18 protein-coding genes are annotated in these 20,727 nt (G+C 60.7%); 7 read left to right on the forward strand and 11 right to left on the reverse strand.

Going from position 1 to position 20,727, the window contains the following annotated elements:
- Positions 1-7 precede the first annotated feature (7 nt).
- From treS to AACY52_RS15265, 3 genes are all read left to right on the forward strand, one after another.
- Complete coding sequence (treS, locus tag AACY52_RS15255; RefSeq protein ID WP_339418476.1) at positions 8-3,355, forward strand: maltose alpha-D-glucosyltransferase; 3,348 nt, start codon at positions 8-10, stop codon at positions 3,353-3,355.
- Entirely contained in the window at positions 3,352-5,589 is a 2,238-nt protein-coding gene (glgB, locus tag AACY52_RS15260) for a 1,4-alpha-glucan branching protein GlgB (protein WP_339560590.1), read from the forward strand. Before treS ends, glgB begins: the two co-directional genes overlap by 4 nt.
- A 90-nt stretch (positions 5,590-5,679) precedes the next feature.
- The gene (locus AACY52_RS15265; protein ID WP_339560591.1) at positions 5,680-6,807 is read left to right on the forward strand and encodes a GGDEF domain-containing protein; all 1,128 of its coding nucleotides are present in this window, start codon (positions 5,680-5,682) and stop codon (positions 6,805-6,807) included.
- Here AACY52_RS15265 and AACY52_RS15270 read toward each other — a convergent pair.
- Positions 6,786-8,996 carry an ATP-binding protein gene (locus AACY52_RS15270; protein ID WP_339418482.1) on the reverse strand — a complete coding sequence of 737 codons (2,211 nt, stop codon included), beginning with the start codon at positions 8,994-8,996 and terminating at the stop codon, positions 6,786-6,788. The two genes, AACY52_RS15265 and AACY52_RS15270, sit on opposite strands and share 22 nt — an antisense overlap.
- A 151-nt stretch (positions 8,997-9,147) precedes the next feature.
- Positions 9,148-9,999, reverse strand: a complete 852-nt coding sequence (locus AACY52_RS15275) for a CAP domain-containing protein (protein WP_339418511.1) — start codon at positions 9,997-9,999, stop codon at positions 9,148-9,150.
- Between the two features lie 649 nt (positions 10,000-10,648).
- Between AACY52_RS15275 and AACY52_RS15285 the strand changes: the two genes are divergently transcribed.
- Positions 10,649-11,323: a GNAT family N-acetyltransferase gene (locus AACY52_RS15285; protein ID WP_339436699.1), complete on the forward strand. Its 675-nt coding sequence runs from the start codon at positions 10,649-10,651 to the stop codon at positions 11,321-11,323.
- 107 nt (positions 11,324-11,430) lie between these two features.
- On the opposite strand, the gene AACY52_RS15290 is transcribed toward AACY52_RS15285, so the two are convergent.
- Positions 11,431-12,024: a TetR/AcrR family transcriptional regulator gene (locus AACY52_RS15290; protein WP_339418486.1), complete on the reverse strand. Its 594-nt coding sequence runs from the start codon at positions 12,022-12,024 to the stop codon at positions 11,431-11,433.
- 69 nt (positions 12,025-12,093) lie between these two features.
- Between AACY52_RS15290 and AACY52_RS15295 the strand changes: the two genes are divergently transcribed.
- Positions 12,094-12,693 (forward strand): NAD(P)H-dependent oxidoreductase, encoded by a 600-nt coding sequence (locus tag AACY52_RS15295; RefSeq protein ID WP_339560592.1) that lies wholly within the window; start codon positions 12,094-12,096, stop codon positions 12,691-12,693.
- Position 12,694: 1 nt separating this feature from the next.
- Here AACY52_RS15295 and AACY52_RS15300 read toward each other — a convergent pair whose 3' ends face one another.
- The 3 genes from AACY52_RS15300 to AACY52_RS15310 all read right to left on the reverse strand — a co-directional run bounded on the left by AACY52_RS15300 (position 12,695) and on the right by AACY52_RS15310 (position 15,188).
- Positions 12,695-13,084 carry a hypothetical protein gene (locus AACY52_RS15300; protein ID WP_339418488.1) on the reverse strand — a complete coding sequence of 130 codons (390 nt, stop codon included), beginning with the start codon at positions 13,082-13,084 and terminating at the stop codon, positions 12,695-12,697.
- A gap of 32 nt (positions 13,085-13,116) precedes the next feature.
- A complete protein-coding gene (locus AACY52_RS15305; RefSeq protein WP_339418489.1) occupies positions 13,117-14,373 on the reverse strand; it encodes a 3-phosphoshikimate 1-carboxyvinyltransferase in 1,257 nt (418 codons plus the stop codon).
- Between the two features lie 260 nt (positions 14,374-14,633).
- The gene (locus AACY52_RS15310; RefSeq protein ID WP_339506703.1) at positions 14,634-15,188 is read right to left on the reverse strand and encodes a UPF0149 family protein; all 555 of its coding nucleotides are present in this window, start codon (positions 15,186-15,188) and stop codon (positions 14,634-14,636) included.
- A 185-nt stretch (positions 15,189-15,373) separates the two neighbouring features.
- Between AACY52_RS15310 and AACY52_RS15315 the strand changes: the two genes are divergently transcribed.
- The gene (locus tag AACY52_RS15315; RefSeq protein WP_339418491.1) at positions 15,374-16,186 is read left to right on the forward strand and encodes a crotonase/enoyl-CoA hydratase family protein; all 813 of its coding nucleotides are present in this window, start codon (positions 15,374-15,376) and stop codon (positions 16,184-16,186) included.
- Positions 16,187-16,191: 5 nt separating this feature from the next.
- Complete coding sequence (gene nudC / locus AACY52_RS15320) at positions 16,192-17,025, forward strand: NAD(+) diphosphatase (protein ID WP_339418493.1); 834 nt, start codon at positions 16,192-16,194, stop codon at positions 17,023-17,025.
- On the opposite strand, the gene AACY52_RS15325 is transcribed toward nudC, so the two are convergent.
- The 5 genes from AACY52_RS15325 to AACY52_RS15345 form a co-directional block, all read right to left on the reverse strand.
- A complete protein-coding gene (locus tag AACY52_RS15325) occupies positions 16,993-17,772 on the reverse strand; it encodes a TSUP family transporter (protein WP_339418495.1) in 780 nt (259 codons plus the stop codon). The genes nudC and AACY52_RS15325 overlap by 33 nt on opposite strands.
- A 182-nt stretch (positions 17,773-17,954) precedes the next feature.
- Positions 17,955-18,671 carry a phosphatidylcholine synthase gene (gene pcsA, locus AACY52_RS15330; protein ID WP_339418497.1) on the reverse strand — a complete coding sequence of 239 codons (717 nt, stop codon included), beginning with the start codon at positions 18,669-18,671 and terminating at the stop codon, positions 17,955-17,957.
- A gap of 149 nt (positions 18,672-18,820) precedes the next feature.
- On the reverse strand, positions 18,821-19,735 hold the full coding sequence (locus AACY52_RS15335; RefSeq protein ID WP_339418499.1) for a class I SAM-dependent methyltransferase: 915 nt from the start codon (positions 19,733-19,735) through the stop codon (positions 18,821-18,823).
- A 50-nt stretch (positions 19,736-19,785) separates the two neighbouring features.
- Positions 19,786-20,274 carry a DUF1289 domain-containing protein gene (locus AACY52_RS15340; protein WP_339427993.1) on the reverse strand — a complete coding sequence of 163 codons (489 nt, stop codon included), beginning with the start codon at positions 20,272-20,274 and terminating at the stop codon, positions 19,786-19,788.
- An 85-nt stretch (positions 20,275-20,359) separates the two neighbouring features.
- A partial coding sequence (locus AACY52_RS15345) for a ribonucleotide-diphosphate reductase subunit beta (protein ID WP_073525043.1) occupies positions 20,360-20,727 on the reverse strand: 368 nt, incomplete at its 5' end.

A 20,727-nucleotide genomic window follows, 5' to 3' on the forward strand; every position in this document is an offset into this window, starting at 1 on the left:
GTTTCCAATGGCGAAGAAACCCAACGCTGCCACCTTTATCAAAGACCCGCTCTGGTACAAAGACGCGGTGATTTACCAAGTTCATGTCAAATCCTATTTCGACTCCAACAACGACGGCATCGGTGACTTCCCCGGGCTGATCGCCAAGCTCGACTACATCGCCGACCTGGGTGTAAACACCATCTGGCTGCTGCCGTTCTACCCTTCGCCACGGCGCGATGACGGTTACGACATCGCCGAATACCGGGGCGTGCACAGCGATTACGGGACCATGGCCGACGCCAAGCGCTTCATCGCCGAGGCGCATAAGCGCGGGCTGCGTGTGATCACTGAGCTTGTGATCAACCACACCTCCGACCAGCACCCTTGGTTCCAGCGTGCGCGCAAGGCCAAGCCCGGCTCCGCAGCGCGGGACTTCTACGTCTGGTCGGATGACGAACAGAAATACGACGGTACGCGCATCATCTTTCTCGACACCGAGAAATCCAACTGGACCTGGGACCCGGTCGCCGGCCAGTACTTCTGGCACCGCTTCTATTCCCACCAGCCGGACCTCAACTTCGACAACCCGCAAGTCATGAAAGCCGTGCTGTCGGTCATGCGCTACTGGCTGGACATGGGCATTGACGGCCTGCGCCTGGACGCCATCCCGTACCTGATCGAACGCGACGGCACCAACAACGAAAACCTTCCCGAAACCCACGATGTGCTCAAACAGATCCGTGCGGAGATCGATGCGCATTACCCGGACCGCATGCTGCTGGCCGAAGCCAACCAGTGGCCGGAAGATACGCAGTTGTATTTCGGTGACAAAAAGGGCGACGACGGCGATGAATGCCATATGGCCTTTCACTTCCCGTTGATGCCGCGCATGTACATGGCGCTTGCCCAGGAAGATCGCTTCCCGATCACCGATATCCTGCGGCAGACGCCGGAGATTCCCGCCAATTGCCAGTGGGCGATCTTCCTGCGCAACCATGATGAGCTGACCCTGGAAATGGTCACCGACAAAGAGCGCGATTACCTGTGGAACTACTACGCCGCCGACCGTCGCGCGCGCATCAACCTGGGCATTCGCCGCCGCCTGGCGCCGTTGATGGAGCGAGACCGTCGCCGTGTCGAACTGCTCAACAGCCTGTTGTTGTCGATGCCTGGCACGCCGACCCTGTATTACGGCGATGAAATCGGCATGGGCGACAACATCTATCTCGGCGACCGCGATGGCGTGCGTACGCCGATGCAATGGTCCATCGACCGCAACGGCGGCTTTTCCCGCGCCGACCCGGCCAGCCTGGTGCTGCCGCCGATCATGGACCCGCAATATGGCTACCAGTCGGTCAACGTCGAGACCCAGGCCCAAGACCCGCATTCGTTGCTGAACTGGACCCGGCGCATGCTGGCTGTGCGCAAGCAGTCCAAGGCGTTTGGCCGTGGCAGCTTGAAAATGCTCTCGCCGAGCAACCGCCGCATCCTGGCGTATACCCGCGAATTCACCGGCGAAGACGGACGCCACGAGATCATCCTGTGCGTGGCCAACGTGTCACGCAGTGCCCAGGCGGCCGAGCTGGATCTGTCGGCGTTTGCTGGCATGGTCCCGGTGGAGATGCTCGGCGGCAATGCCTTTCCGCCCATCGGCCAGCTGAATTTCCTGCTGACCCTGGCGCCTTATGGTTTCTATTGGTTTGTCTTGGCGGCCGAGAATCAAATGCCCAGCTGGCATGTGGAGCCTGTTCAAGGGATGCCGGACTTCACCACACTGGTACTGAAAAAGCGTATGGAAGAACTGTTGGAAGAACCCTGCCGCACCTCGCTGGAGCAGACTGCGCTCCCGGCCTGGCTGCCCAAACGCCGCTGGTTTGCCGGCAAGGACACGGCTATCGACAGCGTGCGCATTGCCTATGGGGTACGTTTTGGCGACCCGCAACACCCGGTACTGCTCAGCGAGCTGGAGGTGACCGCAGGTGGTCAGGTCAGTCGCTATCAACTGCCGTTTGGCTTCCTTGGCGAGGACCAGTTCACCAGCGCATTGCCGCAGCAGCTCGCGATGGCCCGTGTGCGTCGGGCACGCGAGGTGGGCCTGGTGACCGACGCGTTCAGCCTTGAGCACTTCATCCGCGCGGTGATCCAGGGCCTGCAGGCCGGCACGGTGCTCAACTCCAGCGAAGGCGACCTGCGGTTTGAAGCCACAAAACATCTGGACGCGCTGCAACTGACGGACGAAGCACAAGTGCGCTATTTGTCCGCCGAGCAGTCCAACAGCTCAGTGGTGGTGGGCGAGGGCCTGGTGCTCAAGCTGATCCGCAAAGTCAGCGCCGGTGTGCACCCGGAGCTGGAAATGAGCGCCTACCTCACCGCAGCCGACTACCCGAATATTTCGCCGCTGCTGGGTTCGGTGATTCGCCGCGACGCCGACGGCCATGACAACCTGCTGATGATTGCCCAGGGTTACCTGAGCAACCAGGGCGACGCATGGAGCTGGACGCAGAACAACCTGGAACGGGCGATCCGCGACGAGCTTGCCCAAGCCATCTCGGAGCAGGAACAGCACTACAACGCCCTGGGCGAACTGGCCGACTTTGCCGGATTGCTCGGCCAGCGCCTGGGTGAAATGCACGTGGTGCTGGGTGCAAAAACCACAGACAAAGACTTCAAGCCCGAAGTGACCACGGCCAAGGACACTCAGGCCTGGGCCAAGGATGTCGGCGCGCAGCTCGACCGCGCGCTGCAGTTGCTACAGCTGCATCAAAACCATTTGAACCCTGTGGAGCAAGCGCTGGTCAGTGATTTGCTGGCGCAGAAAAAGGCCATCGCCAGCCATGTTCAAGCCCTGGCGAAAGCCACGGCAGGCGGGCTGCGCATCCGCGTCCATGGTGATTTGCACCTGGGCCAGGTGCTGGTGGTGAAGGGCGATGCCTACCTGATCGACTTCGAAGGTGAACCGGCACGACCGCTGCACGAACGACGCGGCAAGCACAGCCCGTATAAAGATGTGAGCGGCGTGTTGCGCTCCTTCGATTACGCGGCGGCCATGGCGCTGAATGTGCAAGGGGTCGATCACTCACCCGAAGCGGGCATATCGCGCAAGCGTGTGACCGATCGTTACCTGAAAGAAGCACGCCAGGCCTTTATCGAGGCTTATCAGTCGGCTACGTCTACACTGGCGCATGACTGGCAGGATGCCAAAGGCCAGGACGCAGCGCTGACCTTGTTCAGCCTGGAGAAGGCCGCGTATGAAGTGGCTTACGAAGCGGAAAACCGTCCGACCTGGTTGCCGGTGCCCTTGCAAGGGTTACACGGCCTATTGAGTGGGCTAACACCAATATCGAAAACTGCACGCGGTGGGGAATCGTCATGAGCTTTACACATAAAGAACCGCTGCAACCGAAGTTGACTGCACTGCCGGCGTCCAAGGACGTCGACGCACTGGTACGCGCCGAACACCATGACCCGTTCTCGGTTCTCGGGCCACACGATGATGAGCACGGCGGCCAGTTTATCCGCGCATTTCTGCCGGAGGCCTTGAGCGTCCAGGTACTGGCGCGTGACAGTGGCGAGCAGATCGGCAGCCTGGACGCGAGCCAGGTGCCGGGGTTGTTTGTCGGGCACTTCACTACACGCCGGGCGTACCTGCTGAAAATCCAGTGGGCCGGTGGTGAACAGGTCACCGAAGACCCCTACAGCTTCCAACAACTGTTGCTCGGTGAAATGGACCTTTACCTGTTTGCCGAAGGCAATCATCGTGACCTCAGCAGTTGCCTGGGTGCCCAAGTGACCACGGTCGACGGCGTGCAAGGTGTGCGCTTTGCCGTATGGGCACCGAATGCGCGGCGCGTATCGGTGGTGGGCGACTTCAATGTCTGGGACGGTCGCCGTCACCCGATGCGCCTGCGCCATCCTTCCGGCGTGTGGGAGATCTTTATCCCACGCCTGCAACCGGGCGCAGCGTACAAATATGAAATACTTGGCGCCAATGGGATCCTGCCGCTCAAGGCCGACCCGATGGCGCTGGCCACTCAACTGCCACCCGACACCGCATCCAAGGTTGCCGAACCCTTGCAGGTCGACTGGCAGGACCACGAATGGATGCAGTCACGCCTCGACAAGCAAAAATCCACCGCGCCACTGTCGATCTACGAGCTGCACGTGGGCTCATGGCAGTGCGAGTTGGACGAGGCGGGCGAAGTAGCCCGCCAATACAACTGGCGCGAGCTGGCTGAGCGGTTGATTCCTTACGTGCAGCAACTGGGCTTCACCCACATCGAGCTGATGCCGATCATGGAGCACCCGTTCGGTGGCTCCTGGGGTTACCAAGCGTTGTCACAATTCGCGCCGACGGCGCGGTTCGGTTCGCCGGAAGATTTCGCCTATTTCGTCAATGCCCTGCATCAGGCCGATATTGGCGTGATTCTCGACTGGGTGCCGGCGCATTTCCCGACGGATACCCACGGCCTTGCGCAATTCGACGGCACCGCGCTGTACGAATATGCCAACCCGTTGGAAGGCTTCCACCAGGATTGGGACACGCTGATCTACAACCTGGGTCGCACCGAAGTGCATGGCTTCATGCTGGCCTCGGCGCTGCATTGGCTCAAGCACTTCCATATCGACGGCCTGCGCGTTGATGCCGTAGCGTCGATGCTCTACCGCGATTATTCGCGCAAGGCCGGCGAATGGGTGCCTAACCGCCATGGTGGGCGGGAGAACCTTGAAGCCATCGACTTCCTGCGTCACCTCAACGATGTGGTGGCCCTGGAAGCGCCGGGCGCCTTGGTGATTGCCGAGGAATCCACCGCCTGGCCGGGTGTGAGCCAGCCGACCCAACAGGGCGGTCTGGGCTTTAACTACAAATGGAACATGGGCTGGATGCACGATTCCCTGCATTACATCCAGCAGGACCCGGTGTACCGCGCCCATCACCACAACGAACTGAGTTTTGGCCTGGTGTATGCCTGGTCCGAGCGGTTTATCCTGCCGATCTCCCACGATGAAGTGGTGCACGGCAAGCACTCGTTGATCGACAAGATGCCCGGCGACCGCTGGCAGAAGTTTGCCAACTTGCGCGCCTACCTGGCATTCATGTGGATGCACCCCGGTAAGAAACTGCTGTTCATGGGCTGCGAATTCGGCCAGTGGCGCGAGTGGAACCATGATCAGCAACTGGACTGGTACCTGCTGCAGTACGCGGAACACAAGGGCGTGCAGAAGCTGGTCGGCGATTTGAATCGCTTGTATCGGGAGGAGCCGGCCCTGCATGAGCAGGACGACGCACCGCAGGGCTTCCAGTGGCTGATTGGCGACGATGCGATCAACAGCGTCTATGCCTGGCTGCGCTGGAGCAAGGACGGCAAGCCGGTGCTGGTGGTGGCCAACTTCACCCCGGTGCCGCGTCAGGGCTATCAAGTCGGTGTGCCGTTTGGCGGGCGTTGGAGTGAGGTGATCAACAGCGACGCCGACATGTACGCAGGTTCCAATTATGGGAACGGCGGCGAGGTGTTTACCCAGGATGAACCACTCCATGGTCAACCGGTGTCGCTGTCGTTGAACGTGCCGCCACTTGGGGTGCTGATTCTGCGGCCAGAAACGCTTTAAAGGCGCTACCGTGCTCGATTCTGTTGTCCATGCTGGTGGCAGGGTGCCACAATAGCGCCATTCTCGGGGGCAGTAGATCAGGCGGATTTCATGAATGGCCTTGGGCGTGGGCAGGACCAGGATTGCGTTATAGAGGAGTTGGTGCGAGCTGACCGTTTGCACCAGCTGTTTCGGCAGTCATTTGCCGCCATTCTCGGCAGTTTCTTGGCAGCGGTCATGCTCTGCTGGCTCTGCTGGGACCGGTTTGACCATCAGGTCATCCTGGTCTGGCTGGTGGTGTTGGCGGGGTCATCCCTGTTGCGCGTCAAGATGTTTGTAGAGTGGTTTCGCTGCCCTAACGCCGAGCGCACGCCGGATCTGTGGGAGCGCCGTTATTGGATGACGCTGGTGTTTTCCGCCGGGATCTGGGGCTTCGGCGCCTTGGCGGTGATGCCGACGGATGATCGCCTGTTCCAGGTGCTGGTTATGTTGTTTACCGTGGGCATGTCGGTCAGCGCGGTATCCTGTTACTCGGCTTATCGTTACATGACCCTGGCCTCCATGGGCCTGGTGCTGCTGCCGTGTACGCTGTGGCTGCTGTTCCAGCCTTCTTCGATGCAAGTGGGTGTGGCCATCGCCGTATTGGTGTTCTCCACCTTTGTCGTCAGCGCCACGCGCAAGTTGTCCGATGCATTGGAAAAGGCGTTTCGCCTGACCCGGCAAATGGAACGTGCCCACAATATCTCCACTCGCGCCGCACAGACCGATGAGCTCACCGGTCTGATGAATCGCCGCGCGTTTTTCGAACATGCCCAGCGGCTGCATGAACAATGCCTTCACAACCAGCAGCCGCTGTGCGCGCTGATGATGGACATGGACCACTTCAAGGAAATCAACGACACCTACGGCCACCAGACCGGGGACCAGGTGTTGCGCCAGATCGGAGGGGTGATCAGCGCGTCCTTTCGCGAGGCGGACGTGTATGGGCGCGTGGGCGGCGAGGAGTTTGCGGTATTGCTGCCCAATACTTCGCTGGAAACGGCGCGGGGTATTGCCGAGCAACTGATCAAGGCCATTTCCAGCCTGGACTCTGAACCCGTGCAAGGGTTGACCGCCAGCCTGGGTGTGGCGTCCACCCATGCCCAGGACCAAGACCTGCACGGCCTGATGAATACCGCCGACAAGGCGCTGTACCGCGCCAAGGCGCAAGGTCGCAATCAGGTGGCGGTGGCGCAGTAGGGCTCAGTCCTGGACATTGCCTTGGTCAGCGCCCGCGCGACCTGGTCGGCGGAATAGGGCTTGGGCAGGAACTCGACGCCTTCATAGCCACTTTCGGCCAGCTCTTCGCTGTAGCCGGAGGTGAGCACCACCGGCAAGTCCGGGCGCCATTGACGCAGCTTTTTGATCATCGCCACACCGGTCATGCCAGGCATCACCACATCCGAAAATACCCCATCGAATGCCAGGGCATCCGTACCGGACAGCGCGAGTGCCTGTTCGGCATCGGTGGCCCAGGTGGTCTGGTAACCCAGGTCCTGCAGGATCTGGTTGGCAAAGCGGCCCACTTCCAGGTTGTCTTCCACGATCAGGATATGGCGCTGGGTCGTATCTTGGGGCAGTTGCTGGCCTGTCGGTGTCGGTGTGTGGTGCGTCATCTGCGGCGCCACTTCGGGCAGGTACAGGGTAAACACCGTGCCCTGGTCTGAGTGGCTGGCCACGTCAACGTTACCGCCGGACTGCTTGGCAAACCCGAATACCTGGGACAACCCCAGCCCCGTGCCTTTGCCTACCGGCTTGGTGGTAAAGAACGGCTCGAAAATGCGCTCGAAGGTGTCAGCCGGAATGCCGCTGCCAGTGTCAGCCAAGGAGACGGTTACAAAAGGTTGGCGTACTTGCTCATCGCCGCGGATGTGCGGCATTGCGTCTACATCGGCCACGCGCAAGGTCAGGGTGCCTTGGCCCTCCATCGCATCCCGGGCATTCAGGGCGATATTGATCAGTGCGGTCTCGAACTGGCTGGTGTCGACACGTGCATAGCAAGGCCGCTCGGGCAGTTGCACCTGCACATGGATACGCGCGCCGGTGACGCTTTCGAGCATTTCGCCGATGTTCTTGACCCGTTGCCCGACATCGAAGACTTCCGGGTTCAGGGGTTGGCGCCGAGCGAAGGCGAGCAGTTGGCTGGTGAGCTTGCTGGCGCGCTCGACGGTGTCGGAAACCGCGCCCATATAGCGTTGGCGTCGCGCCTCGGAGAGCCCGGGCTGACGCAGGAAATCCACGGACGAACGAATGATGGTCAACAAGTTGTTGAAGTCATGGGCCACGCCACCGGTCAATTGGCCGATGGCTTCCAGCTTCTGCGACTGGCGCAGCGCGGCTTCGGCCTGGGTGAGGGCAGCGGTGCGCTCTTGCACGCGTTGTTCCAGGGTCGCGTTCAGCTCGGCGAAGGCGGCCAGGCCTTCGCGTACGGCGGCGTCGGCACGCACCCGCTCGATATGCGCCCAGGAGCGCTCGGTGACTTGGCCGACCAATGCCAGGTCATCAGGCGACCAGACCCGGGCGGTTTTGTGGTGCACGGCCATCAACGCGGTCAGGCGGCCATTCTTGATCAGTGGGAAGCACGCGGTCGCCAGCGCCCCCAGGGCCTGATAGCTGGCGGCAACCTCGGGGGCGAACTCAATGCGACTGTCTTCGACCACCAACGGTTCACCGCCGCGCAGTTGTTGCACCGCCCTTGCGCCGAACGAGGCCAGGCGGTAGCGCCCCACGGTGCTTGGCGAGCCGGGCGCGGCCCAATTGCCACGAATGGTAAAGCCGTCCTCATCGTCGTCCATATCGGCGTAGGCGCAATTGGAGACTTGCAAGTGCTTGGCAAGCAGTCGCGTAGTGATCGACATGATACTTTCGGCGTCGGCAGCATTCGCCACGGCGCTGCCCACTGCGTCCAACACGGCCAGGCGGCGGGTCAGGAGTACGGTGGCGGTGGTTTCGGTGACGGTATCGAGCATCCCCACGACGTTGCCCTTGGGATCGCGGATGGGGCTGTAGCAAAAGGTAAAGTACGCTTGTTCGACACCCATGCCGCGCTCGATCTGCAGCGGGAAGTTCTCGATATAAGTGGCACGGCCTTCGAATGCCGCGTTGGCAATAGGGCTGATGTCTGCCCAGACCTCACCCCAGACTTCGCTGAACGGGCGGCCCAATGCATCGGGTTTATCGCCCAGGATCGGAACGAAGGCGTCGTTATACAACATAGTCAGGTGAGGCCCCCACACGATGGATTGGGGGAAACTTGAGGCAAGGCATAACGCGACGGTGGTCTTGAGCACGTCCGGCCACTGCCCCGGCGGCCCCAGGGGCGTTTTCGCCCAATCATGCTGGCGAACCCGCTCAGCCATGTCGCTGCTGCTTTGCAGCCATTTCATCATTGCAAGAGCACCTTGTTTGCCTCGGTCTGTTTATCCGCCCCGTATGTCAGGCTGCCAAGCTACAGACCGGGATGGCCGCTGCCAGTTCAGCGGGATTATCCATGAGATGGCAATTTGATGCTTCCTGCACTTCAATCTGCCAATACCGCGTTTATTGTGCGCCGAAAACCCCCGTCCAATAGATGCCTGCGTCACTCTTCGGGTCCATCGCATAGGCCGCACCCAGCTCGCGGAATTGCGGGTTCATGAGGTTGGCGCAATGGCTGGGGCTGGCAAGCCAGCCGTCGACGACCTTGCGTGGCGTGTCCAGGCCGGCAGCGATATTTTCGCCGATGGCCTTCGCGGTGTACCCGGCCAGTTCGGCGCGGTCGCCGGGGGTACGGCCGTCATGGTCGAGGTGGTCGAAGAAGTTACCGTTGGCCATGTTGCGCGTATGGCTGTTGGCGGCGCCGGCCAGGTTTTCATTCCAGGACAATGGCGTGGTCGCGGTAAACGCCTGGGTACCGCATTGGCGCGGTTGGGCGCGGGCGGTATTGATCAGGTTGAGCAATTGCTTACCTTCGGTCTGCCAATCGCCCAGGCCGCTGGTCAGCAGCGGGCGGGCGAGCACGATGCGCCAGTCCTGGCCGCTGTTGCTCACGCCGATGTCGACAAATTGCGGGTCCAGCACCACACGGCAGAAGCTTTCGCGCACTGCCTTCATGGCTGACTGCGCGTCCTTGGGCCCCGACAGGCTGATGGCCTGCACGTTGACCATCGGGTACGCGGCCCGCGCCAGCGCTTGCTGCAAGTCGCCCACATTGTTGGCGGGCAGCACCAATCGCGTGTCGCTGGCCAGCGGTGGGAGTTCCTGGGAACCCTGGTCACCGCAGCGTTGCACATGGCTGCGGTATTGGTTGATCTGTTGGACTAACTGACTTTCTTCATTCGCCATCGCGGTGGCGCAGAACACCGTAGTGGCGGCCAGCGTCGTAAGACCCATCATCAATGACAGAACGCGCATGGACGTTACCCTTGAGCTTGAAAGTGCCCATGATGCGCGATCCGGGTGCATCCATGCACCCGTTAGTCCGAACTTTTTCCTTAAGTTTTTGCATGCAGAGTGTTTACGGCCCTGATCGCACAACGCGAACACCACCACCAGCGCTGCAGAAATGGCGAGAATAATCAGAACGCCATCAGTGGAATGCGCCAATCGCCGTCCAACAGGAACTCGTTGCCGTTGATGGTCAGCAGGCACACGCACTGGCTAATTGGCTTCTGAGGAAGTCATGGAAGGCCGCGAAGTCGTCATTTTCTGCGCGAATGGCGCTGAGAACCCGTACGAAAAGCGAATAGGGGGCTGGAGCACAAGCATGGGAGAACCTTGTTGATCAGGGTATCAGGCAATAGTCGTTACGATTTTATCTTGTCAATATCTGTGTCGTATCGCTCCTGCGAGCAGGATCAATACGAGCGCCCCGCCGAAAGTGGCGTGCAGGCCGCTGGCCACTGACTGTGCAGTAGCGTGCGTCACCTCCGGCGTGGCCCAGGCGAACACTGCGCCGAGGGCCAACGTGCCGACAATCAAGCCGAGATTGCGCTTTGCGTGAGGTGTGCGGGCTGCAACGGGTACAATCGCCGCTGCCTTGATGCTAAACCCAGGAATTTGCATGTTCAGCCTTACCCGCTATACCACACCGTGCCCCGAGCTTGTGAATGGCCAGATCCTGCAGATGGTGGTGGACAACCTCACCGACATCAGCAGCGTGGGACTGCCGCCGAGCAACCTGCTGTACAACATCTACCAGTACGCCACCGGCTTTGAGGTGCACCTGTACCTCGAAGCACTGAACGGTTCAAAAGGCATTGCCGTCGAGTTGGTTGTGGCGACCGATGCGCAGGACCCGGAAAAGGTCATTGGCTTTGTGCTGTGTCTGCCAGTGAAGGATGACCCCGAGGCGTGTGGCGTCGCTTTCATGGCGGTGCAAGTCGGTTACCGGCGCCAGGGTGTGGCACGCGCGATGATGCGCGACGTGCTGAGTCGTTATCCCCATGCGGAGCTGGCGTGCTCAGTGGAAAAGGTGCCGGCGTTTGAAGGCATGGGCTTTCGAGTGCGCGGCGCGCGCGGTACCCAGGTGCTGATGAACACGCGGGACTACGGCACCGATGGCTTGATGGGGGTACTGGATGTGGCGGCGATCTACAGCTCGCTGGAAGTGCGGCAGATTCATACGTATCTGCTGCAAAAGCACGGCAAGCGGGCGATGGTGGATGCGGAGAAGCAGCGCGATCGGCATCTTGATCAGTTGGCGCGTAAGGTTCAGTTGTTTGTGGCTGCGCACTGACCCGCTCACGAGGAGGTGCGATGTGGCCTTGGTGGTCAGCCTTTCGGTGACTGAACCACCGCAATCGCAGGTAAGCCCACCCCCACAACACGCCGACTGACACTGATCTAAAGGCGGCCGCGATTTACCATCGCCAGTATGGTCGCCAACAACTCCTGTTGCGCCTCTTCACGGCTGATCTCGCCACTGGCCGCCGCCTGGGACAACGCTTCCGCCGCCCCCAGCATGGCGCGCAAACCGGCCTGGGATAAGCGCCCAAAAGGCGACAGCGCGGCGCGGCACTTGTCGAGGAAGATCGCCTCGTACTGGCGCTTCAGGGCTTCCAGCTCCGGCGAGCTGCTGAGTGCCGCAATCACCCCCGGAATTTCCCGGCCTTGCAATAACACACAATCCACATAGGACTCGGCGATCACCCAGGCCCGCCCTTCAAGGGTGGCGCTGCTGGCTGCTATGGCGTTGGCAAATACCCGATCCTGGCGCGCATCAAAATCCTCATACAGCGCGGTCAGCAACCCGGCACGGGTGACGAAATGGTCGTAGACCACCGGCTTGGTCACACCCGCCAGTTCTGCCAGGCGGCCGAGGGTCAGGGCTTCGGTGCCTTCATCGCGCACCAGTTGCCAGGCCACATCCAGCAATTGGCGCAGGCGATCTTCACGGGATAGGCGACGACGTGGGGTAGGGAATTCGCTGCTTGACATGCTTATATACCAAAAGTAACTTACCAATCGTAACTTAAGCCCAGCGTAACCCCAAAGGGAGTCAATGTCATGCACGCACTCATCGTTGTTGCTCATCACGACCCGCAATCCCTCACCCATAGCGTCGCCGTGCAGGTGGCTGCTGGCCTGGCTACATCAGGCCACACCTTTGAAATTGCCGACATCGCCGCCGAGGGTTTTGACCCGCGCTATACCGCGGTCGACCACTTGGTGCACCGCACTCGCGCCACGCCACCGGCCGACGTACTGGCCGAACAGGCCCGCATCGACCGCGCCGACGCCTTGGTGCTGGCGTTTCCGATTTACTGGTGGTCGTTGCCAGGTCTGCTCAAAGGTTGGATCGACCGCGTCTTCATCAATGGGTGGGCGATCGACTACAGCCCCGATACGCCGGTGGTGAAGAAGCTGCGGCACTTACAGGTGCACCTGCTGGCCTTGGGCGCCGCCGATGACGATGCATTCGACCGACACGGCTATGCCAAGGCGATGCGCACGCAGATCGACTACGGGATCTTCGACTACTGTGGCGCACAGGTGGTGACGTCGGCGCTGATGCTGGAATCGGAAAGCGGCGGGGCGCAGGCGCATCTGCAAAAGGCCAAGACCGTGGGCCAGGGTTTGTTCGAGCGGGAGACGGTCGCCGGTTGACTCAACCTTCGCGGAACAGGTCGTGGGCATCCAGCAGGCGGTAGGCGATCTCTGGTCGTTTCTCCAGGCCTCGGCGGATCGCGGCAGGGATCGATTGTCGGGTTTTGCGGCACATGCCCGGCAGTTCATCGATCACGATCTGGATCCCGCGCATGCTCTTGACTTCGGTATGGCCTGGCGCGATATGCACGCGAATGCCCAATTGCTGGTACATCAGCTCTTGCAGGCGCTCCAGGTCTTGCAGGCTCTTGAGGTCTTCAAGGCGGTCGAGCAGTTTCTTCTCTTCCTGGCGCGTCAGGTTGAGGATGCGCAGATCGGCAGCTGGCGCGTGCAGCAGTTGTTCGCGGTCGCAGACGCAAGCGCCGGGTGGGCAGGGTTGGCGAATCGTCATGTGCACGGCCTCCCCATTCCGACGCTGATCGCTCAGTAGGTCAGTGCAACCCCAAGACTGCCCAACGCCTTCCAGTACTCAGGATAGGTCTTGGCTACGCAGTCCGGGTCCTGAATGCGGATGCCCGACACTTTCAGCCCGGCCAGGGCAAAGCACATGGCAATGCGGTGGTCGGCGTGGGTGTCGATCAGCGCGCTGCACGACGTGCCGGCCAGCGCTGGATCGCTAGCCACCAGCAGGTCGTCGCCTTCGATGGTCGCCAGGCCCGGGCGGATCTCGTTCAGGCCGTCATGCAGCGCCTGTACGCGGTCACATTCCTTGACCCGCAGGTTGGCCAGCTCAGTGAAACGCACCGGGGTGTTATTGAACGCGGCGAGCACCGCCAGGGTCGGGATGGCGTCCTGCATCTGCGAGCCGATCACGGTCGCCTGCATGTCTGGGAATTGCGCGATCACCGCCTGGGCCTTGGCGTCCGGCTGAGTAAAGTCTTGCGCGGCTACGCCGATGTCGATGCGGCCACCGGTCAACACTTCAGCGGCCCACAGGTAAGTGGCGGCGGAGGCGTCGGGTTCGATCAGATAATCATGGGCGCTGTAGCCGGTAGAGGCGACGCGCCAGGTGGTGTCGTTGACTTCTTCAACCTGGGCACCAAAGGCACGCATGCAGTCCAGGGTCAGGTCCACATAGCCACGCGCACCGATGTCCTTGCCGGTCAGCGCCACTTCAATCGGCGCTTCACCGCAGGCGGCGAGCATCAGCAGGGCCGATACGTATTGGCTGGACAGGCCGCCGTCGATCTCGAAGCGTTTGGCTTTGATTTTGCCTACGCCGTGTACGCTGACGGGTGGGCAACCGGTGGGGCTGTCGACCTGGATGCCGTTCTGGCTGAGGGTCGCCAGCAGTGGGCCGATCGGGCGTTTTTGCATGTAGTCATCGCCGTCCAGCACCACGGTGCCTTCGACGGTGGCAACGGCTGCGGTGAGGAAGCGCATGGCGGTGCCAGCGTTGCCGAGGAACAGCGGTTGGGCCGGCAGTTGCAGTCTGCCCTGGCCGGTGACGACGAAGGTGGTGTCGTCCGGCTCGTCGATGGTCACGCCCATTTGGCGCAGGGCTACCGACATGTGGCGGGTGTCATCGCTTTTGAGCGCGCCGCTGAGGCGGCTGGTGCCCTTGGCCAGTGCCGCCAGCAGGAGGGCGCGGTTGGTAATGGATTTGGAGCCGGGGGGCGCGACCTTGCCATTGAGGGGGAAGTTGGGCGGTGTAACGGTCACGGTTTTCTGCGAACTCAAGGTACAGGGCTCCTGATTCAAGGCACGGGCGGCGGGCGGAGTTGAATAATCGGGTATAGATGCGGTGCTTGTCGAGCCATGGGGTCATGACCGCAGGTATTTTTTGGGTGTACATCGATCTAACTGTGGGAGTTGGCTTGCCTGCGATGGCGGTCTATCGGGGTACATATCCGTTTTTTTGGTAACGGCGGGTATTGGTTGCGCCTTTAGTCCGGCCAGCGTGTTTGACGGGGCGCCTGAGATCAAGATCAAAAGCCAAATTATCGCTTCGTTAGCCAGTAATCATGCAGCGCCCGCGCTGCCGGTTCGATTTCGCTGACGCGCTGCTGGTGCGCCTGCACATTCAGGTCGGCGGGTAATTCGAAATTGTCTTGTTCGGCGCACCAGGAGATTTTCTCCAACTCTGCGGCCTGGGCGGCTGGCAGTTCCGGCCAGTTGCCGATGGCGGCGCCGCGGATGTAGCCAAAGCACCATTCTTCGGCGAGGGTCACGGTTTGGCCCTGGTGTTCGGTTTCATCGAATCGGGCCTTGAAACCCTTGGCATCAGTCGCCAGTTGTTCGGCCAGGGTGTTGAGATGGCGAACGCACAGTTCGAGGAAGCTTTGCGCTTCGTCCATGTTGTCCCATTCCGGATTCTGGCCGCCCCAGATGGCCGGGAACCACTCCGCCACGTCCACTTGGACCGGGCTGGACACGAGCGCGGTGAAGTAGCCGTCGAGTTCGGCCAGGTTCAATACGCTATGGTCGTCGCCGTATTTGAGCAGGGCATCTTCGATCGATTCAAATTCGGCGCAGGTGAGGGGGTGGGCGTGCATGGGCATATCCTTTAAACGTCGAGCGCCGCTGAGGGGGCGGCTTAAAGCCCGAAGGATGGCGTGTACGCAGGGTTTTATCCAGCGTCTTTTTCTTCACGGTGTACAGTCCCGCTTTTGGCCGATGCGTCCTTGCGCACCCTTGTTATAGTTCGGGCCTAATTACTCGCCAGCCAGGGATCACTGCCATGCCCGAATACCAAGCTTTCGTCGTCGAACTCACTGGCAACGTTGCCCATGTGCAGATAAACCGCCCGGAAAAGATCAACGCGATGAACGCGGCGTTCTGGACCGAAATCATCGACATCTTCCAATGGGTCGAAGACACCGACGCCGTGCGCGCCGTGGTGCTCAGTGGCGCCGGCAAGCACTTCTCCTCAGGGATAGACCTGATGATGCTGGCCTCGGTCGCCAACGACCTCGGCAAGGACGTGGGCCGCAACGCGCGCCTGCTTCGACGCAAGATCCTCGAACTGCAGGCCTCGTTCAATGCCGTCGACAACTGCCGCAAGCCAGTGCTGGCGGCAATCCAGGGTTACTGCATCGGCGGCGCCATCGACCTGATCAGCGCTTGTGATATGCGCTACGCCGCCGAAGACGCGCAATTCTCGATCAAGGAAATCGATATCGGCATGGCCGCTGACGTTGGCACCCTGCAACGCCTGCCACGCATTATTGGCGACGGCATGCTGCGTGAGCTGGCCTACACCGGCCGCCAGTTTGGCGCCGAGGAAGCGCGCAGCATCGGACTGGTCAACCGTGTGTATCCCGATCAGGACAGCCTGTTGGCCGGCGTCATTGAAATCGCTCATGAAATCGCCGCCAAGTCACCGATTGCGGTCACTGGCACCAAGGCCATGATTAGCTACATGCGTGATCACACCGTCAATGATGGCTTGGAATACGTTGCCACCTGGAACTCGGCTATGTTGCAATCCAACGACCTTCGCGTGGCCATCGCGGCCCACATGAGTAAGCAGAAACCCGAATTCGTGGATTGACTGACATGACCCCAGGCTGGATTACCACAACGCTGCTGGACAACGACACCCCGGGTGGCTGGGCCGTTGCCCGCAGCCGTGAGGGCTTTTTGCATGACACCAATGGCCCGATGTTTCCGCGTGAATGGCTAAAGCGCCAGGACCTTTCGGTGTTTGCCGAGCACGGCATCGGCCACCTCGACGGCGAGCCGGTGTACCTGCTGGAACTCAACGCGGCGGCTGAAGTGCCGGGCTGCAGCTGGCAGGGCTTGCGCGGCTTCATGCTGCAAGGTGATCACACCCTGTACAAAGTGTTGGGCTATGCGGCGCAGATCGGCACGTGGGCACGGGAGCATCGGTTTTGCGGCAGTTGCGGCCAGGCCATGGCCCAGGTGCCACGCGAGCGGGCGATGTATTGCCAGGCCTGTGACCTGCGCAGCTACCCGCGAATCTCGCCGAGTATGATCGTGCTGGTGACCCGTGGCGACGAGATCCTGCTGGCGCGTTCGCCGCGTTTTGTCACAGGCGTGTACAGCACGTTGGCGGGGTTTGCCGAACCGGGCGAGTCCGCCGAAGATTGCCTGGTCCGCGAGGTTCGCGAAGAGGTGCAGGTGGAGGTCAAGAACATCCAGTACATGGGCAGCCAGTGCTGGCCGTTCCCGCATTCGATGATGCTGGGTTTCCACGCTGAATACGCGGGTGGCGATATCGTGCCTCAGGCTGACGAGATTGAGGACGCGCAGTGGTTCAATATCCACGACCTGCCGCCGTTGCCGGCGTCACGTTCGATTGCGCGTTACCTGATCGACCTCTACCTGGCCCGTCGTCTAGGCCACGCTGAACCAGTGCTGCCAGGCTAGGCGCACGGTCAGGCCGAGTACCACGGTGATAAACACTGGGCGAATGAATTTGGCGCCGCCGCTGATCGCGCTGCGTGCGCCGAAGAACGCGCCACCCATTACCGAAATGCCCATCGCCAGGCCGACGATCCAATCCACCGAGCCGTTGAAGATAAATACCGACAGCGCCGCCGCGTTGCTGACGAAATTCATGCTGCGCGCCACGCCGCTGGCTTTGACCAGATCGATGGGGTACAGCAGCATCGTGCTCACCGTCCAGAACGCCCCGGTGCCGGGGCCCGCTACGCCATCGTAGAAGCCCAGGCCAAAGCCCTGGGTGGCTTGCCATTTCTTCTTGATCGGCGCATCTGCGTCCAGCGGCGCCTTGGGGGTACCGCCGAACAGCAGGTACACACCACAGGCAAATACGATCACCGGCAGCATTTTGTTGAGGGTTTCTGCAGGCAGATAGTGCGCGACTACTGCGCCAGCGAGCGCACCCACCAGCGTACCGACGATGGCGTGCACCCACTGGCGCGGGTGGAACAGCTTGCGGCGGTAAAAGGTAAAGCTGGCGGTCGCCGAGCCGAACGTGGAGCTGAGCTTGTTGGTGCCCAGTACCAGATGGGGTGGCATGCCGGCGGTGAGCAGGGCCGGCGTGGTGAGTAAGCCGCCGCCTCCGGCAATGGCGTCGATGAAGCCGGCGATGAACGCGACGACGGCCAGGATGGCGAGGGTGGTGAGGTCTACGCTGAGTTCGAAGGGCATGGGCAGGACTTATTCTTGGAAGGGCGCTAAGCGAAAGGCCGCCATCTTACCCGCCTGAGGTATGCAGATCCAAATGTGGGAGCGGGCTTGCTCGCGAATGCGGTGCATCAGCTAGCACATTCAGTGACTGACACAGCGCATTCGCGAGCAAGCCCGCACACATTTTTAACCGTGCCGACTTACTAGCGGCGTGCCTCGATCCACTCCAGGGCGGTGCGCCAGACACAAATCCCCAGGAAGTAAGCCGACATCACCGACCATAATCCAAACGTCCACGGGTTGGTGTTTGGATAATCCACCACCATCAAAAAGCTGCACAGCAACCAAATCGTGGTCACCGCGATATTGATCGGCATGAATCGCTTAACCCGGAACGGGTGCAAGAACTTCATTGGCGTTACGGTCAGCAGCGCCAGGCCAAGCACTGTGAGCAAGGTGACCCAGGCTTGCGGCTGGATGATATAGACACACAGTGCAACCACGTTCCATGCCGCGGGGAAGCCGACGAAGTAGTTGTCCTTGCTTTTCATGTTCACGTTGCAGAAGCAGAACAGCGACGAGACCAGGATCACCGACACCGTCAACAGGTGGGTAAATTCCGGCAGGTCGATATAACGGTAGATAAACAGCGCCGGAATAAACACATACGTCAGGTAATCAATCACCAGGTCCAGTACCGATCCGTCGAAGCTCGGCAAGACCGTGCTCACGTTGACCCGTCGCGCCAGTGAACCGTCGACGCCGTCCACCACCAGCGCCAGGCCGAGCCACAGCAGGCAAGCCTTGGGTGAGTTTTCCAGCAGCGCCAGGGTAGCCAGGAAGGCCAATACCACACCGGTGGCGGTAAAGCCGTGGGCGCCCCAGGCTTTGAGTCTGGCTACATGCAGGGTCGATATCACGGGCGGTTCTCCAAAAGGTGAAACGGGGCAGCCGACAACGTGACGCTGTCGAGTCTGGCCGGGGAATGCAGGTATCGACCGGGAAGGGGGTCAGAAGGTTCACCAACCGGGTGCATCACTTAGCGTAGCAAGCGTAAGCCGTTTCGGCATCAGCCCTGGCGGAACACCAAGGCCTTTAAGCCGCTTTGCGCATCAATATCAGGAAATTCCGGCGGGTTTTGCAGTCGTTCGACGAATCGTAACCCGGGTGCCTCTTGTGTCACACCGTCGATCAGGAAGTCCTCGCCGAGGGCGGGGTCGTTCATGCACGCCAACACGGTGCCCTGTGGGGTCAGCAAGTCCGGCAGGCGCCGCAATACGCGCTGGTAATCCTTGGTCAGCAGGAAACTGCCTTTCTGGAACGACGGCGGGTCGATGATCACCAGGTCGTAGGGGCCGCTGTTGGTGACCTTGGCCCAGGACTTGAACAGGTCGTGGCCCAGAAAGCTGACCCTGCTCAGGTCATGACCATTCAGGCGATGGTTGTCGCGGCCACGGCTCAGGGCGCCGCGCGCCATGTCCAGGTTGACCACGTGGTCGGCGCCGCCTTCGATGGCGGCCACGGAAAACCCACAGGTGTAGGCAAACAGGTTGAGTATCCGCTGGCCCTTGGCGTGTTCGCGAACCCAGTTGCGGCCGTAGCGCATGTCGAGGAACAGCCCGCTGTTCTGTTTTTTACCCAGGTCGATCAGGTAACGCAGCCCGCCTTCAATAATGGTCAGCTCGTCGATAGGGTTGCCCACCAGCCATTCGGTGGTGCTTTGCGGCAAGTAGCGGTGTTGCAGCGCGACGGTGTAGGCATTGAACTGCGTCTGCAGCAGCTGTTTCAGGGCGTGCAGGTGTTCTGCATCAGGCGCCTTGAACAACGACACCAGCAGCACGCCTTGTAGCCAGTCCACCGTCAATTGCTCAAGGCCCGGCCAGCAGCGGCCACGGCCGTGGAACAGGCGCCGGGTTTCAGCCGGTGGGCTGGCCAGGGCGGTGAGCAAGTGAGTGTGCAGGGTGGTGAGTGCTTCTGGGTTCATCGTTAAACGTCGGTCATTGAGCGGGCGGCATTTTAAACACAATTGCGTCGTTAGAATGCAGCGATCAAGGGTGAACCAAACACGTCCCGAATAAACCCTGGCGCGATATACCGTTCGTAATGCGCCTCGGACAGCAGGAAAAACTCCCGATCAATCGCGTCGCGCAGGTCCGCCAAATGGCGCTCACGAAACTCCGGCAACAAGGCCAGGCCATACGCATCCAACTTGGAAATCACCCGCGCACCCCGGGCTATCAGTTGGTATGCCCAGCAATACGGCGATTGGTGCGGCATAAAGCGGATCGTGCGACTTTCCAGCTGCTGGCGCAGCAGGTGCGCATCAAACACTTCCAGTTTGCTGGTCATCACCTGCACCAACAATTGCTCAAGGCGCAGCCACACGGCCTGCTTTTCGTCGGCGTTGTAGCCGTTCCACTGGATCACTTCGTGGTGATAGCGTTTGCAGCCCCGGCACACCAGGTCACCGTAAACGGTAGAGCACAGGCCGACGCAAGGTGTCTTGATGGTTTGATTGGGCATAAGTGGCAATTTGCAAAGTCTGTAAAACACCGCAGACCTAACTGTGGGAGCGGGCTTGCTCCCACAGTTAGGTCTGTGTCGTTGATTAGTCCCAGCTCAACGCACCGCCAGTCTGATACTCGATCACACGGGTTTCGAAGAAATTCTTCTCTTTCTTCAAGTCCATGATCTCGCTCATCCACGGGAACGGGTTGGTGGTGCCTGGATACTCTTCTTTCAAACCAATCTGCGACAGGCGACGGTTAGCGATGAACTTGAGGTAGTCCTCCATCATCGCTGCATTCATGCCCAGCACGCCGCGCGGCATGGTGTCGCGCGCGTATTCGATCTCCAGTTGCGTCCCTTGCAGGATCATCTGGGTCGCTTCTTCCTTCATCTCGGCATCCCACAAATGCGGGTTTTCGATTTTGATCTGGTTGATCACATCGATACCGAAGTTCAGGTGCATCGACT

The sequence above is a fragment of the Pseudomonas sp. EA_65y_Pfl1_P113 genome (assembly GCF_963970525.1).
GTDB lineage: Bacteria > Pseudomonadota > Gammaproteobacteria > Pseudomonadales > Pseudomonadaceae > Aquipseudomonas > Aquipseudomonas tritici.

Bases quoted from the DNA above. Each gene is read 5' to 3' on its own strand.
- AACY52_RS15265 (WP_339560591.1), top strand. From the start codon at position 5,680: ATGAATGGCCTTGGGCGTGGGCAGGACCAGGATTGCGTTATAGAGGAG.
- treS (WP_339418476.1), top strand. From the start codon at position 8: ATGGCGAAGAAACCCAACGCTGCCACCTTTATCAAAGACCCGCTCTGG.
- AACY52_RS15315 (WP_339418491.1), top strand. From the start codon at position 15,374: ATGCCCGAATACCAAGCTTTCGTCGTCGAACTCACTGGCAACGTTGCC.
- AACY52_RS15285 (WP_339436699.1), top strand. From the start codon at position 10,649: ATGTTCAGCCTTACCCGCTATACCACACCGTGCCCCGAGCTTGTGAAT.
- AACY52_RS15290 (WP_339418486.1), bottom strand. From the start codon at position 12,024: ATGTCAAGCAGCGAATTCCCTACCCCACGTCGTCGCCTATCCCGTGAA.
- AACY52_RS15295 (WP_339560592.1), top strand. From the start codon at position 12,094: ATGCACGCACTCATCGTTGTTGCTCATCACGACCCGCAATCCCTCACC.
- AACY52_RS15300 (WP_339418488.1), bottom strand. From the start codon at position 13,084: ATGACGATTCGCCAACCCTGCCCACCCGGCGCTTGCGTCTGCGACCGC.
- glgB (WP_339560590.1), top strand. From the start codon at position 3,352: ATGAGCTTTACACATAAAGAACCGCTGCAACCGAAGTTGACTGCACTG.
- nudC (WP_339418493.1), top strand. From the start codon at position 16,192: ATGACCCCAGGCTGGATTACCACAACGCTGCTGGACAACGACACCCCG.
- AACY52_RS15275 (WP_339418511.1), bottom strand. From the start codon at position 9,999: ATGCGCGTTCTGTCATTGATGATGGGTCTTACGACGCTGGCCGCCACT.
- AACY52_RS15270 (WP_339418482.1), bottom strand. From the start codon at position 8,996: ATGATGAAATGGCTGCAAAGCAGCAGCGACATGGCTGAGCGGGTTCGC.
- AACY52_RS15325 (WP_339418495.1), bottom strand. From the start codon at position 17,772: ATGCCCTTCGAACTCAGCGTAGACCTCACCACCCTCGCCATCCTGGCC.
- AACY52_RS15335 (WP_339418499.1), bottom strand. From the start codon at position 19,735: ATGAACCCAGAAGCACTCACCACCCTGCACACTCACTTGCTCACCGCC.
- AACY52_RS15340 (WP_339427993.1), bottom strand. From the start codon at position 20,274: ATGCCCAATCAAACCATCAAGACACCTTGCGTCGGCCTGTGCTCTACC.
- AACY52_RS15310 (WP_339506703.1), bottom strand. From the start codon at position 15,188: ATGCACGCCCACCCCCTCACCTGCGCCGAATTTGAATCGATCGAAGAT.